Source organism: Planococcus wigleyi, from assembly GCF_014836985.1.
Classification (GTDB): domain Bacteria; phylum Bacillota; class Bacilli; order Bacillales_A; family Planococcaceae; genus Planococcus; species Planococcus notacanthi.
This window is the reverse complement of record NZ_JACSPU010000002.1, coordinates 285,481-298,649: the sequence shown is the minus strand read 5'-3', so window position 1 is coordinate 298,649 and position 13,169 is coordinate 285,481. Positions and strand designations below refer to the sequence as shown.

General features: G+C 45.6%; 15 protein-coding genes. 6 read left to right on the top strand and 9 right to left on the bottom strand.

Annotated features, from left to right (window positions below; genetic code table 11):
- Positions 1-32: 32 nt before the first annotated feature.
- Positions 33-260 (top strand): hypothetical protein, encoded by a 228-nt coding sequence (locus tag H9630_RS07020; RefSeq protein ID WP_191714788.1) that lies wholly within the window; start codon positions 33-35, stop codon positions 258-260.
- A 54-nt stretch (positions 261-314) separates the two neighbouring features.
- Here H9630_RS07020 and H9630_RS07015 read toward each other — a convergent pair whose 3' ends face one another.
- The gene (locus tag H9630_RS07015) at positions 315-707 is read right to left on the bottom strand and encodes an RDD family protein (RefSeq protein WP_191714787.1); all 393 of its coding nucleotides are present in this window, start codon (positions 705-707) and stop codon (positions 315-317) included.
- A 5-nt stretch (positions 708-712) separates the two neighbouring features.
- A complete protein-coding gene (locus H9630_RS07010; RefSeq protein ID WP_191714786.1) occupies positions 713-1,102 on the bottom strand; it encodes a DUF4181 domain-containing protein in 390 nt (129 codons plus the stop codon).
- Positions 1,103-1,421: 319 nt separating this feature from the next.
- Here H9630_RS07010 and H9630_RS07005 point away from each other — a divergent pair, with 319 nt between their 5' ends.
- On the top strand, positions 1,422-1,946 hold the full coding sequence (locus tag H9630_RS07005) for a hypothetical protein (protein WP_225218424.1): 525 nt from the start codon (positions 1,422-1,424) through the stop codon (positions 1,944-1,946).
- A 59-nt stretch (positions 1,947-2,005) separates the two neighbouring features.
- Here H9630_RS07005 and H9630_RS07000 read toward each other — a convergent pair whose 3' ends face one another.
- Positions 2,006-2,740, bottom strand: coding sequence for a glucose 1-dehydrogenase (locus H9630_RS07000; RefSeq protein ID WP_191714784.1), 735 nt, complete (start codon positions 2,738-2,740; stop codon positions 2,006-2,008).
- 145 nt (positions 2,741-2,885) lie between these two features.
- On the opposite strand from H9630_RS07000, the gene H9630_RS06995 reads away from it, so the two are divergent.
- Complete coding sequence (locus H9630_RS06995) at positions 2,886-3,470, top strand: TetR/AcrR family transcriptional regulator (protein WP_191714783.1); 585 nt, start codon at positions 2,886-2,888, stop codon at positions 3,468-3,470.
- A gap of 86 nt (positions 3,471-3,556) precedes the next feature.
- On the opposite strand, the gene H9630_RS06990 is transcribed toward H9630_RS06995, so the two are convergent.
- Positions 3,557-3,922 (bottom strand): DUF4181 domain-containing protein, encoded by a 366-nt coding sequence (locus H9630_RS06990; RefSeq protein ID WP_191714782.1) that lies wholly within the window; start codon positions 3,920-3,922, stop codon positions 3,557-3,559.
- A gap of 353 nt (positions 3,923-4,275) precedes the next feature.
- Between H9630_RS06990 and H9630_RS06985 the strand changes: the two genes are divergently transcribed.
- Positions 4,276-5,502: an AI-2E family transporter gene (locus H9630_RS06985; RefSeq protein WP_191714781.1), complete on the top strand. Its 1,227-nt coding sequence runs from the start codon at positions 4,276-4,278 to the stop codon at positions 5,500-5,502.
- Between the two features lie 76 nt (positions 5,503-5,578).
- Here the strand turns inward: H9630_RS06985 and H9630_RS06980 are convergent, their stop codons facing one another.
- Together H9630_RS06980 and H9630_RS06975 are read right to left on the bottom strand one after the other, a co-directional pair.
- Positions 5,579-6,295, bottom strand: coding sequence for an FAD-dependent oxidoreductase (locus H9630_RS06980; RefSeq protein ID WP_191714780.1), 717 nt, complete (start codon positions 6,293-6,295; stop codon positions 5,579-5,581).
- A gap of 103 nt (positions 6,296-6,398) precedes the next feature.
- A complete protein-coding gene (locus tag H9630_RS06975; RefSeq protein ID WP_191714779.1) occupies positions 6,399-6,869 on the bottom strand; it encodes a peptide-methionine (S)-S-oxide reductase in 471 nt (156 codons plus the stop codon).
- Positions 6,870-7,070: 201 nt separating this feature from the next.
- Here H9630_RS06975 and H9630_RS06970 point away from each other — a divergent pair, with 201 nt between their 5' ends.
- On the top strand, positions 7,071-8,057 hold the full coding sequence (locus tag H9630_RS06970) for a YhdH/YhfP family quinone oxidoreductase (RefSeq protein ID WP_191715082.1): 987 nt from the start codon (positions 7,071-7,073) through the stop codon (positions 8,055-8,057).
- A gap of 109 nt (positions 8,058-8,166) precedes the next feature.
- On the opposite strand, the gene H9630_RS06965 is transcribed toward H9630_RS06970, so the two are convergent.
- Both H9630_RS06965 and H9630_RS06960 read right to left on the bottom strand, forming a co-directional pair.
- Positions 8,167-11,061 carry a DUF3427 domain-containing protein gene (locus H9630_RS06965; RefSeq protein ID WP_191714778.1) on the bottom strand — a complete coding sequence of 965 codons (2,895 nt, stop codon included), beginning with the start codon at positions 11,059-11,061 and terminating at the stop codon, positions 8,167-8,169.
- A 33-nt stretch (positions 11,062-11,094) separates the two neighbouring features.
- Positions 11,095-11,499: a (deoxy)nucleoside triphosphate pyrophosphohydrolase gene (locus tag H9630_RS06960; RefSeq protein ID WP_191714777.1), complete on the bottom strand. Its 405-nt coding sequence runs from the start codon at positions 11,497-11,499 to the stop codon at positions 11,095-11,097.
- Positions 11,500-11,700: 201 nt separating this feature from the next.
- Between H9630_RS06960 and H9630_RS06955 the strand changes: the two genes are divergently transcribed.
- The gene (locus H9630_RS06955; protein ID WP_191714776.1) at positions 11,701-12,078 is read left to right on the top strand and encodes a hypothetical protein; all 378 of its coding nucleotides are present in this window, start codon (positions 11,701-11,703) and stop codon (positions 12,076-12,078) included.
- Between the two features lie 55 nt (positions 12,079-12,133).
- Here the strand turns inward: H9630_RS06955 and H9630_RS06950 are convergent, their stop codons facing one another.
- Positions 12,134-13,126 carry a 2-hydroxyacid dehydrogenase gene (locus H9630_RS06950; protein WP_191714775.1) on the bottom strand — a complete coding sequence of 331 codons (993 nt, stop codon included), beginning with the start codon at positions 13,124-13,126 and terminating at the stop codon, positions 12,134-12,136.
- Positions 13,127-13,169 lie beyond the last annotated feature (43 nt).

The following is a 13,169-nucleotide window of genomic DNA, read 5'->3' as shown; positions in this document are numbered from 1 at the left end:
CTAATCAATAAAAGGAGGGGGATAAAATCGGATTGGGGATACTCAAAGTGTTTCTGCAAATCGTCTCACTGACCTTTTTCACAGTTATTCTTGTCTCTGAGAACTTTAATTTAATGATCTATGCCCTTGGAACAATGGCCCTGTTGTTTACTGTTCTGGGTTACGAAGAACTCAACGTGAAAAAGAATGTGGGAAACGGAATCGCGATACTCAGCGCGGTCGTTATCATGGGGCTCTTTTTGGCTTTTAGCCTTGTCTAGATTTCCCACTGCCTTACATAAGAACAGCCCTCCTTATCTCAAGGAGGGCTGTTTTCATTCGACTTCTTTAACGACTGTGTACGAATACAGATCGTGTGGGAATCTGTCGCCTTCGTACGCATCGTACTGGGCGCGGTCTTTCAAATAGATGAACGGGCTGACTGTGTCGCGGTGTACCATGCGCTCCAAAATTTGTTCAGGCGTCGGTTCGCCGCCCGCTTCGTTTTGAACTTCGATGCCCATCATTCTATGTCCGATGGTCTGGCCTTTCAGCCGCATTTGCGCATATTCCAAGCCCCAGAAAATCACGGTTGGGGACACTACCGTGTACACAAAGCTGCTTTTCGTTTTTCTTTTTAATAAAGGTTCAACAGCAAACGATACGGCTGTGGAAATGGCTGTGTCGATCAGGAGTGCCTTCGTGCGTTTTTTCATCAATTCATTCATCTGATTCATCCTTCCAAAATGAGTAATAAAGTAAAAGCTGACAGGATGGTCAAAGATGCTGACCATTCATACCAGTAGCGTCGTTCTTCCCGGTGCGCACGCCATTCCCCGATTCCCCGAAATAAGGTCTGCAGGAAAAACAGCGCCGCAAAAGGACTGAGACGGGCAATCAACGAAATCCCGGCGCCGTCATCTTTCATGTTGATAGCGATCAAGGCAAACACAAAGCCGATAAAAAGCGCCACCTCAAGTGCGATCCCCAAAAGGTTTCTGTCCTTCAGGAAAACGCTTCCTCCCAAGCCTTTGATGCCGCGATGTTTTCTGAGGTAGATTCCGATAAAAAGGAAATAAGCCACAAAAATTGCGATGAATCCGATGATCGTGACTGAATGCATGGAACAACCTCCAGAATAGTTTACCTCTCCATTTTGGACTTATTCCCCTTCTTTAGTCAACATTGGAAACTAAGCAGAATCTTTCAACGGGCTCTATATGGAAGACCAGTAAAATCAAAAGCTTGATTACGTTCGCGTTATTAAGTTTTATGATTTTTCAAGCGGTCAGCTAACGGTTTGCCGGTGCATCCTTCAGGGAACCCATGAGGTAATGGAATAAGTTGAAAAAGGGGGAATGACTGTGATCTTTTTTATCGTGTGGCTGCTGTTGGTTGGCTACGCCGTGTTTCTGGCACCCGGCGGCGAGGCCGACCCCATCTTGTCAAACATATTCAGCGGCAATCTTGGAGCGATCGATCCATTGGTGCTCGCCGTCTTCAATTCGCTCGGTCTGTTTCCGATGGTGTTTCTGACGTTGCTGCTGTTGAATGACCGGCAGAAATGGCCGGCCTGGCCGTTCGCGCTTCTGTCTTTCGTTGTCGGAGCTTTCTCACTGCTGCTCTATTTTGCTTTCGGCGACCGGAAGGCTGACAGAAAGTTGCGGACGCCTCACTGGCTCATACGTTTTCTCAGTTCCCGCTTTTGGCTGATCCTCCTGATGCTGTCGTGGGCCGTCAATGGGCTGACGCTGCTGCAGGGTTTTTCATTCGCCGCCTATCGCGAAGCCTTTTTCGCATCTGGCCTCGTATCCGTCATGACCGTCGACTGGTTTGTGCTATGGGGATTATCCGTTTACACGACTTACCGCTTTTACCCACAGGTCAAACTCAAAGCGCTCGCCTGGATTCCGATTATCGGACCGGTACTGGTGCTGTTTGTTAACAAAAACTATCAGACACGTTGAATCCAACAAAAAAAACGGCCATTACGCTGAAAATTGCGTAATGGCCGTTTTTATAATGCTTATTGAGCCGTCAATCCGCCGTCTACCACGAACTCCGAGCCCGTAGAATAGCTGGCTTCGTCAGACGCCAGGAACAAGACCATATTGGAGACTTCCTCAGATTGTGCAACGCGCTTCATGGGAATATGTTTGGAGAATTCCTCGACTGCCGCTTTGGTATCTTCCTGAACAACCATCGGCGTTGCGATGACACCTGGATGCACAGAATTTACGCGGATGCCGTAGTTGGCGCACTCCATTGCTGCTGCTTTTGTCATGCCGCGGACCGCAAATTTCGTATCCGTATAGCCGATTGCCCCAGCCACCAAGCCATTCATGGAAGAAATGTTGACGATCGATCCGCCACCTGCTTTTTGCATGGATGGGATGATTGCCTTCATGCCCAAAAATACCGAAACTTGATTGATGTCAACGATGCGGCGGTATTCTTCTTCCGTCGTCTGCAAGATCGATTTTGCCATCGTAATGCCTGCATTGTTGACCAATACGTTGACCGGACCGAACTTCTCTTCAGCCCGCGCTACTACATTTGCCCAATCTTCTGCACTGGTTACATTGTGTTTGACGAATGCAGCATGTTCTCCAAGTTCTGAAGCCAGCGCCTGCCCTTTTTCTTCATTCAAATCCGTCAAAATGACCTTCGCGCCTTCATCGATGAATTTTTTCGCGTGTGACGCTCCCATGCCTTGAGCTGCCCCTGTAATGATTGCCACTTTTTCTGCTAAACGTGCCATTTTCTGTTCCTCCTAAAATTCTGCCCATAAATAAACTACATATGTAAATTAACAGAAAACCATTCTGTTTGTCCATCGAAAAGGATTCATGTCATACTTAATTCACAAGCTTGTCCATATTTCGGACATACAGGAGGATATCGCGATGAAAGGCACCGAAGATCGCCGCATTTTGCGGACACAAAAAAAACTGAAAACCGCATTAGTTGATCTCTTGAAAGAAAAATCCCTGACAGAGTTGACCATCACGGAAGTCACCAAACAGGCAGATTGCAACCGCGTTACCTTCTACTCCCATTACAAAGATTTAAACGAACTGTTGGCGGCTGTCGTTGAAGAACACCTCGATGGACTGGTCAGCTATTTCCGCAAAAGTTTTCAAGGCATGGAACGCTTTTCCTCAACGGACGTACAGCGTCACCTGCCTATCTTTGAATACATCCATCAGCATCAGTTCATCTTCCGATTGATTATTACAGGTGAAGTGCTGCCGGGATCGCAGAATCAATTTTGCGAAAGCCTCGCTCAAGTGGCCGCAACCGAGCTGCGACTGGAGGAAGACAGTGATATCGAAATTCCCACGCTCAATTATTTCATGACATATGGAAGCCTCGGCTTCTTCCTTTACTGGACCAAAGAAGATTTCAAGGATTCTCCTGAAGCCATGGCCGGAAAACTGGCGTTGCTTCACGGCAAAATGTATGATGGCGCTGTGGTTTTAGAAGAATAGAGGCAAAAAAGCATTCCACTTAAGGAATGCTTTTTTCGACGAATTTACCCGATACCCTAACGTAGTGTATAAGAATGCAGTTGTTGCTATCCCAGCTGCCAACTTGCAATGCTGACGAATAAAACGACAGCCACTGCAGTGATGGCAAAATAGATAAGCGATACCTGATATTTCCGGGATCCTTTCAAGTATTTCCATTCCAGAAAGACCTGTACCCCATTCACTATCAAGAAAACAATCAATAGCCAAGAGAAAAACACTTCCAGCGAGTCCGGGAAAATCGAAAACAACACAATAATTCCCGCCAGCATCACCCAGCCGTTCCAGCGTTCAAATCTTCTTACATTTATACCCGCCCGTTCTTCTTCAGCGATGCCAAAACGCTTTCTCAAGAACATCCTTAAAAATCCAAAACCAAAAATAATGGCCAGCCAAATGATTAAAACTTCCATTTCGCACCTCCAAAGCCTTTATCTATTCTACGGTCATCCCAGGCAGAAGTTCCAAAAGATTATTGAAAAGGCGTCAAATCGACTGGATGGACTCAACAGGTTATCCCCCAAGATCTTGGATATGTGGATGGTTCGGCTCCGAAACGGGGATAACTTTGCCGTTTCGTCACTCTTATTATCTTATCCACATGTGGATAAGATAATTTTAAATTTTAAATAAAAAAACGTATCCACAACCGCATAGTTTAATGCGGCTGGTGTGAAAAATGTACGGCGGGGGTATTTTAATTGTAGAAGAAATGACGATCTGATCGGCACTGAAACAGTTTGATATGGGGAAAGAGGTGCACGTGATGGAGCAGAACAAAAGCGCACTGAGCCATGCAGCTTCCTGGTTTGTGAAATGGGTCCTGAACAACAAGGCGGTATCCGTACTGTTCATTATTTTGTTGATTCTGCTGAATTTATTCCTGCTTCCGAAAGTCAGTTTCATCTTTCAGCCTTTTATCGCTTTTTTTAACGTCATGGGGCTGCCGCTGGTTATGGCGGGCGTCTTGTATTACCTGCTGAATCCGCTCATCGACTGGATGGAAACGAAGAACATCTCACGTGCCGGCGGCATTTCCATCGTCTTTGTGGTGATTCTCGGATTACTGGCCTGGGGCATTGCGACTCTGATTCCAATCATTCGCGAACAGTCCCTGAGTCTGCTCGACAACTGGCAAAATTATTTGACCAGCTTCATCTCGCAAATCGACAACTTTTTCCAGAGCGATATCCTGTCACAACTGCAAATGCAGCTGACCGGAGAAGAGGACAGCTTATCCACTTCCATTACCGATCAGGCAGATGACGTTGTTGATACAACCGTTACCGGCATCGGCAGTGTCTTCGGCATCCTGTCGACCACTGTGCTGGCAATCATTACGACACCATTCATTCTTTTTTACCTGTTGAAAGACGGCCATCACCTGCCTTATCACATCATGAAGCTGGTGCCTTCCAAGATGCGGGAACATACTTACCTGCTGCTGCGCGAAATGAACCTGCAGATCAGCCAGTATATCCGCGGCCAGCTGCTCGTCGCCTTTTTCGTCGGCCTGCTGTTCTGGATCGGCTTCAGCATCATCGGCCTCGAATATGCCTTGATCCTCGCCATTACAGCCGGCGCCTTGAACCTGATTCCGTTCCTCGGGACCTTTATCGCGTTCTTCCCGATTATCATTATCGCAATTGTGCTGCATCCGCCCATCATGATCGTCAAAGTGCTGGTGGTTTTTTTCATCGAGCAGACACTTGAAGGGCGGGTTATCCAACCGCTCATTCTCGGCAGCAACCTGAACATCCATCCCGTCACCATCATCGCCGTCCTGTTGACGGCTGGAAATCTCTTCGGCATACCGGGTGTCATTCTCGGAATCCCCGCTTACGCTGTCGCCAAGGTTATCCTGGTACATTTGTTCAACTGGTACCAGACCTACACCGGCCTGTACGACGATGACTTCAATCCGGCTCCGAAGCCGCTCGTTTCCGAGAAGAAAAAGAAGAAGCAGCTGAGCCTGAAGAAGAAACTGAGATGAAAACCAAAAAGCCTAATCCCCTTTCAAAATGGGATTAGGCTTTTGATGTTAAAGTTGAAAATTACTTCAGCCGTACTTAATTTGCCAATTCAACCGGCAGAAATTCTGCCATCGACTGTTCACGCTTATCGAGCATAATCTGTTCCGGCTGGATGCCCTGCTCACGCAATGCTTTAATGTTGTGCACAAGGAATTCATCACTGCCGACAATATAGAACAATCCGTCTTTGTCTGCGGCAAGATTCTTCACTTCTTCGTAATAGTCTTTGCGGTTATCGACAAACTGCGAAGTGAATTTCTTGTCAGGTGCGGATTCAAAGACATTTGTGAACAAGAACTGTTTTGATGAATCGATATTCAGGGAATGGATTTGATTGACGTTGTCAGCGCGCTCCAAATAATCAAGCACTAATGGTCTGAACGTTGCCAGGCCGACACCGGATGACAGCAAGTAAACGTTTTTGTCTTCCCGTTTCAGCGGCACATTCGAATGTGTTTTAAAGATCGCCACTTCCTGGCCGACTTCCAGATTTCTCAACGTCGCTTTAAACTCCGAACATTGCTCTTTGATGCGTGTGGTGATGCCGATTGAATTTTCATGCGGCAGCGTGGAGATCGACATGTGGCGGATCAATCCGCGGTTCGGTTTTTCTCCCGCATTAAAGCCTTCCAGCGCAAAATGGGTATGGGAACCTTCCTGCCAAGTAAAATCTTCCGGTCGGTCAAGCAGGTACGTTCTGACCTCAGGTGTTTCTTCAATGATTTTATTGATTTTTGTCCAATAAATTTGCATGATTTATTTTCCCCCTCAATTATCGTTCTCTGTATTCATCTACTATACTACAAATGATAATTGTTCTCAATTAAATATTCTTTTTAAAGTGAGGGAGAATTTTTTATTTATAACGGTTCATTATTTCTTCCGGGATGTGGCAATAATCATCCGGACATCTGGCCAGCCGATTCTGATGCTCCGCTGCACTCTTCACGTAATTGGTTAGAGGCAAGATTTCCACAGCAATCCGCTCGGAATCAGTTCTTTTATCAATAAAAGCCTGCGCTTCTTTTAAGTGGACGGGATTTTCGCTGTACAGGCCTGTCCGGTATTTCTTGCCAACATCTTCCCCTTGCTTGTTCACACTGTAAGGGTCAATGATTTCAAATAAGTGCCCCATCAGTTCGTGTATGCTGACAACTGACGGATCAAATTCTGTTTTCACACATTCAGCGTATCCGTCATAGTCCGCTTCGAGCGTCTGGCTCGTTCCATTCGCTCTTCCCGCTTCTGTGGATTTGACTCCGGGCAAAGTCTTCACAAACGCCTGGACACCCCATAAACATCCGCCCGCCAAATAAACTGTTTCCATAATCGGCTCTCCTCTTTGTGTAAATTGAATTTATGTAAATATACCATTTCCTTGTGTACAGCTTATCATTTTCATGCCGTGCTAGTCAGAAAAGGCAATGTCGTCCGGTCCCTCTGAATTGACGGTGTCCACTTTACAATGGTAGATTTTGTATTACAGCAGTTTCACTGCAAAACCAAGATACGGGAAGGGGCAATTATGGTGAATTCATTCAAAGCCGTCAGAGTAAAGGAACAGGAAGACCAGGTCGTCTATGGCTTGGAGGAGATCAACACCGATCAGCTTTCTGAAGGGGATGTGCTGATCAAAGTCGCCTATTCGTCGATCAACTACAAAGATATGCTGGCAGTCCAGAAAAATTCAGGCGTTATCCGGAACTACCCGATGATTCCCGGAATCGATTTGAGCGGTACCGTCGCCGAATCGACAGACGAGCGCTTCACAGAAGGACAGGAAGTGATCGTCACCGGCTTTACGATGGGCATGAGCCATACCGGCGGCTTTTCGGAATATGCACGCGTCCCTGCGGAGTGGATCGTGCCGATGCCGGAGAACTTAAGCTTAAAGGATGCCATGGTGTTCGGCACGGCCGGTTTCACGGCGGCCCTTTCCATTCTTGCACTTGAGAAAAACGGAATGAATGTTGCAGACAACCCGGAAATATTGGTCACGGGCTCAACCGGCGGCGTCGGCAGCATCGCTGTGCAGATCCTCTCGAAAATCGGCTATAAAAACGTCTCCGCATTGGTGCGCAAAGAGAATCAGGTGGACGTCGCCAAAACACTCGGCGCAAACACGGTCATTTTTGCGAACGAACTGGGAGACGCTAAGAAACCACTCGCCAAGACCCGCTTCGACTTTGTCTTGGACACAGTCGGCGGAGACGTCGCTTCTGCATTGATTCCGCAGATTTCCTACGGCGGCAGCATGAGCATGTGCGGCAACGCGGGCGGCCTTCCGGTAAACACTACGGTGCTGCCGTTTATCCTGAGAGCGGTCAACCTGCTCGGCATCGATTCGGTTAACGTACCAATCGAGAAACGCGGCAGCATCTGGGAGAAGATGGCCAAAGACTGGAACATCACCCAAACGACGCTGGTGAAAGAAATTCCGCTTGAAGAATTGGCTGAGACGATTGACGCCATCAAGAATGGGCAGCATTTAGGGCGGACGATTGTTAAGTTGTAACTAAAAACAAGAAGAAGCGGAAAGGCTGATGTTAGCCTTTCCGCTTTTTTTTCATGTTTCTTTCCAATTGTGTAATCCGTGTACCCAGCCGCAGATACGGTTTTTCTATTTAACTTTCTTCACTGGCGATGTAACGATACAACTTTCCTTCTACCGTATTTTCCAAAGCCAAATGCATATGAACAACCGGGATGTCTCTTAAATTCTTATCTTTCATCAACGCTTGCTCCACACTTTCTTTGTCCGGAAGCGCCTGTCCTAAATAATAAAAATCGCCACCTTCATCGTCATCTTTTTTGATAAATAGATGAAGGTCAATGTTATTTTCTGTGGCGTCTATGATAGTCTTTACTTCTGCAGACGCTAACGTACGGTTACTCCGTGTCGACCATTTAAAAATTTCAGGACTGACAAACCCCTCTGTATAAGCCACGCTCGATTCGACTTCATCATCTTTATGGTACGTAACAAAAATCGGGCAGGTGCCATGCTTCGTTTTGTAGCCATAGATTGTAGAGCTTTCATCGCTTGTCCAATTCAATAAACGGCATGCATCTTTGCGTGTATATTTTTTATAGAGCGTCAAAGCTTGATCGCATACATAGCTTTTGCTTAACTCTTTCGCGCTCACAACCAGATCAACCAGCATTGCTTTAAAGTTTGAATTCCGCTCAAGGCTTTCTTGAATTTCTTCATTCAGTTGGATCCCCGCCGCTCCAAAGACCACAAGTGGTTTATTGCCGTATTTTTTACGAGGTCCCTGATTGAAAAAGCTTAAGTCCATAACCCGTTGCACCGATGCCAAGGTGTTTGGATCGGTAGAACAGTTATGAGAGCTTATGTATTGTCTATAGACTTCCATCGTGACTTGTTTGTATTCCAGCAATAGTTCGAGCAACAGAATTTCATGCAGCCGTTTGCCGTTCAGAATTTCCAATGACAGCATCGTCAGCACCTGTTCTTCATAGCCATTTACCAAGGGATCAATTTCTTTAAGCTTCAATAAAAACTGGTGGTAGGTCGTGTATTTTTGAACAATCACCAGCGGGTCGATGGAATTGTGATGGATAAAATCCTGGAGCTGCGGAATATGCCCGATTCTGTTTTTCAACTCTACATAAGCTTCGCGAAGAATTTTCATATCGTTTAAATTGCTTCGTTTTATCGCGGAGAAGACCCGATTTTTCGCGATTTCTTCAAAATTCACAGTGGAAATCCCTTTGATGTAACTCGTGTCTTTCATTCGCCGGCGGATATTGTCTTTGTTCTGCGAACGTTCCCCGGACAACGCTACGGGAATGAGGTAATTGTTTTTGTAGTTTCCGATAAAATCGATGATTGTCACAAACTCTTTAGACCCATGCTTTCGAAGTCCACGTCCAAGCTGCTGGATAAAGATAATGCTCGATTGCGTTTGTCTCAGCATGACCACTTGGTTGACGCTTGGAATATCGATGCCTTCATTGAAAATATCCACAGTCAAAATATAATCGATGACGCCATTTTCTAACCGGTCTACTTGTAAAACGCGTTCTTCCTGCGAATGTTGGCCAGTCAAGGCAACGGTTTTTAATCCGCGCTGATTCAGTTCTCCTGAAAGTTTGATCGCTTCTTCTTTTCGGCTGCAAAACATAAGGCCTCGCACTTTGTCACCCGAATGTCCATAATAATTGATTTTCTGTAAAATGTGATCCACACGTTCTTCGGTGATCAACTTCGTAAAAACCGTCGCTTCGTCAATCACACCTTCTTCATACTCAACATCTGTTACCCCGAAATAATGAAATGGGCAAAGCATGTCTTCTTCCAGTGCTTCTTGTAAGCGAATTTCATAAGCCACATTATAATCGAATAACTCGTAGATATTAAAATCATCGCTCCGTTCAGGCGTTGCCGTCATCCCCATTAGGAACTTTGGCTGAAAATGCTCAATGACTTTTTGATACGACTTGGCTCCCGCTTTATGCACTTCATCAATCAAAATATAATCAAACGCTTGTGGGTCTAATTGCTGGAGCGTTTCTTCTTTTGAAATCGTTTGGATTGTCGCAAATAAATAACGTGCATCTGTTTGGCGAAGGTTGCCCGACAAGATCCCAAAATCTTTTTCTATTCCACCCAGAATTCGAATGAAATCAGACTTCGCTTTTTGAAGAATTTGTTCTCTATGAACAATAAACAGCATTCTTTTTGGCGCAAAGTCCCGCACATCAAAAGCAGATAGATAGGTTTTCCCAGTGCCTGTCGCTGAAATAACCAACCCCTTGTCCTTTCCTGATTCACGTACCGCCTGGATTTCCTGCAAAGCGGCTTTTTGCATGTTATTCGGTTTGATGTTGACCGCTTCTTCTAATGGGTTTTCTGTGTACACTTCCGGGAATTCAGCCACATTGGTTAATTCTTTTCGGTATTCCATGGGAACATAGGATTGCTCATAATTGGTAATCCATTGTTCAGTCAGCGATTGCGCGTTTTCCCACACCTCTTCGAACTGCTGATAGAAATGAGAAACCAATTCCCCATTTTCATGAGAGCTTAGTTTGACGTTCCACTCATAATTCACTTTCAAAGCTTGTGCCGTTAAATTGGAACTTCCCACGATCAAGGTTTGATGCGTCTCATGCGAAAAAATATAGCCTTTTGAATGAAATCCTTTCATGCTTGATAATCGGACTTCCACATTATTGATTTTCATAAGTTCTTTAAATACTTTGGGTTGATTGAAATTCAAAAAAGTCGATGTTAAAATTCTGCCTTTGATTCCTTTTCGTTCAAGGTCCGATAAATGCGTTTTTAAAGTCGCTAAGCCACTTTCAGTCACGAAAGCTACAGAAAAGAGAAATGATTGGCAGCTGTCCAATTCCTCAATAATCGAATTCAATACGGTTTCATTTGTCTTGGTGTTGTTGATCAGTAAAGTGGGTTTAAAGCGCCCACCACTTGGTTTTCTTTGATCGATGAAACCTTTGTATAGAGAGTCTTCTAAATTCTGCAGAAAGTTCATTTCCGTCCCCCGCTCTTCCTTTAACTACTCTTCTTATTTCTGAATTTGATATGTCCGTTTCAGTTTCTCTATGGCCGGTATGTCTGCTGGCGCCCATTCCAATTGTTCAAGTTCATCCGCCTTCAACCATTGAATTTCTATATGTTCTGTTAGCACCGGTGTCCCTTCAACTAGTTGGCAATAAAATGTGGTCAAATGGACGATACCAAAATCGTATTCGTACACGGTATGTTCCACCTGCTCGCCAATCTCCACCCGACAATGCATTTCTTCTTGAATTTCTCTTTGCAGTGCTGATTGAGGCGTTTCAGTTTCTTCGATTTTCCCGCCAGGAAATTCCCACAAGCCAGGCAAGCTTTTTTCCATTCCCCGCTGCGCACACAAAATTTTGTCACCATCTATAATTACTGCTCCAACTACACGTATGTTTTTCTTCATAACAACTCTTCACCTGCTTCTCAAAATTTAAAGTGATTCCTGAAAATTAAACACTCAATTTTCTTTATTCTATCATTTTCTTTCCATTATTAACTAAACTGTATTTTGCTCCAATCAATCAATTACCTGTATTAGCCAATATTTTTTGGTACACTTAAGAAAAGGCAGATCCAATATGCCTTCATCGAGAGGATTTTTAGTTTGAAAATCTATTGGCTTGTTGTTGCCATCCTATTGGTTAATTTATGTACTCTTTTGGTCAATGACTATTTTCCCGGAACACTGGCTGCGCTCGGCATACCTCCGTGGATTCTCTTCGCAGTCATCGCACTTATGGTGGTGCTGAGCGGCGTGACCCTTAAACCGCAGCGAAAGAAGAAGCGTTACATGATTATCTTCCCTGTTCTGATGATTGTGGTTCCGTTGATTGTGCTCGCCATCTTGACATTACTGGGCGGAGAATCCCGCAACAGCATTTCGCTCACAAACCCTTCCCTTTGGATTGCCGTTGCTGTGACGCTGTGGATTTTCTGGTTGGAGTATGTACGGGCTTCCAAAAAAGAAGCAGAGGATACATAAGCATATAAAAAGGCCAAAGAAGCTGCGATCCGCTCTTTGGCCTTTTCGTATGGAGTTAAGATTCCGTTTCCAACAGCCCCTGTAATTCCTTCACGACATTCTCCGGAACTCCGGTTGTCACGCCCGCAACCAAATTCTCCGCCGCCTTCATCAACATAGCAGCGCGGGTCTGTTCTGTGGCCGAACCGATATGCGGGAGGACGACGACCTGATCCATCTGCAGGAGCGGATTGTCCGGCGAGACCGGTTCCTGCTCAAAAACGTCGAGTCCCGCTCCGGAAATCTCTCCTTTTTCCAAAGCTTCGATCAAGGCTTTTTCATCCACCACTGCCCCTCTGGCGCAATTGATCAAAATCGCGCTGTCTTTCATCGCTTTAAACTGCTCCTCTCCCATCAAATGATGCGTTTCAGGTGTCAGTGGCACAATCAAAACGACAAAATCGGATTTTTCCAAGAGGTTTTCCAGATCGCTGTAGGCGATGCCATACTTCTCTTCGAGTTCAGGTTTCGGAGTCCGGCTGTTGTAGAGGACTTCCATTTCAAAACCGAGCCTCGCCCGTCTGACAATCTTTTCCCCGATACGGCCCATGCCGACAATGCCCATCGTTGCGTGATGCACGTCGGTACCGAAGAATTGCCGGGAATCTTTTTGCTTTCCCCATTTTCCTTGTTTGACGAAGTTGTTCAGCTCCGGCACCCGCCTTGCTGTGGCAAGCACCAGGCTGAAAGCCAGATCCGCCACTGTTTCATCCAGCACGAATGGCGTATGCGTGCCGAGTACCCCATGCTGTTTCATCGCTTCCAAGTCGAAAGAATCGTAGCCGACCGCTGAATTGCTGATGACTTTTAACTTCGGCGCCTGCTCCAGCAATTCATTCGTCACGGAGGCATTTTGCACGAGCACCCCTTCCGCGTCCTTTAGCTCTTCCATCAGGACGTCCTGCGGGATCTTTCCTTTTCCTTCCCACTTTCGGTAATCGCAATGCTCGCCTATATATGCTTCCACTTCTTTTGAGACTGGCCGTGCAAGATAAACTTTTGGTTTCATATGGATTCTCCTTCATTGAATAAAATTATTCACTTAGTTATAT

What these genes read in the sequence shown, in the direction of transcription:
- H9630_RS06960 (WP_191714777.1), bottom strand. Translation starts at nt 11,499, where the DNA reads ATGAAGAAAAACATACGTGTAGTTGGAGCAGTAATTATAGATGGTGAC.
- H9630_RS06975 (WP_191714779.1), bottom strand. Translation starts at nt 6,869, where the DNA reads ATGGAAACAGTTTATTTGGCGGGCGGATGTTTATGGGGTGTCCAGGCG.
- H9630_RS06985 (WP_191714781.1), top strand. Translation starts at nt 4,276, where the DNA reads ATGGAGCAGAACAAAAGCGCACTGAGCCATGCAGCTTCCTGGTTTGTG.
- H9630_RS07000 (WP_191714784.1), bottom strand. Translation starts at nt 2,740, where the DNA reads ATGGCACGTTTAGCAGAAAAAGTGGCAATCATTACAGGGGCAGCTCAA.
- H9630_RS07015 (WP_191714787.1), bottom strand. Translation starts at nt 707, where the DNA reads ATGAATGAATTGATGAAAAAACGCACGAAGGCACTCCTGATCGACACA.
- H9630_RS06980 (WP_191714780.1), bottom strand. Translation starts at nt 6,295, where the DNA reads ATGCAAATTTATTGGACAAAAATCAATAAAATCATTGAAGAAACACCT.
- H9630_RS07010 (WP_191714786.1), bottom strand. Translation starts at nt 1,102, where the DNA reads ATGCATTCAGTCACGATCATCGGATTCATCGCAATTTTTGTGGCTTAT.
- H9630_RS06965 (WP_191714778.1), bottom strand. Translation starts at nt 11,061, where the DNA reads ATGAACTTTCTGCAGAATTTAGAAGACTCTCTATACAAAGGTTTCATC.
- H9630_RS06950 (WP_191714775.1), bottom strand. Translation starts at nt 13,126, where the DNA reads ATGAAACCAAAAGTTTATCTTGCACGGCCAGTCTCAAAAGAAGTGGAA.
- H9630_RS06995 (WP_191714783.1), top strand. Translation starts at nt 2,886, where the DNA reads ATGAAAGGCACCGAAGATCGCCGCATTTTGCGGACACAAAAAAAACTG.
- H9630_RS06990 (WP_191714782.1), bottom strand. Translation starts at nt 3,922, where the DNA reads ATGGAAGTTTTAATCATTTGGCTGGCCATTATTTTTGGTTTTGGATTT.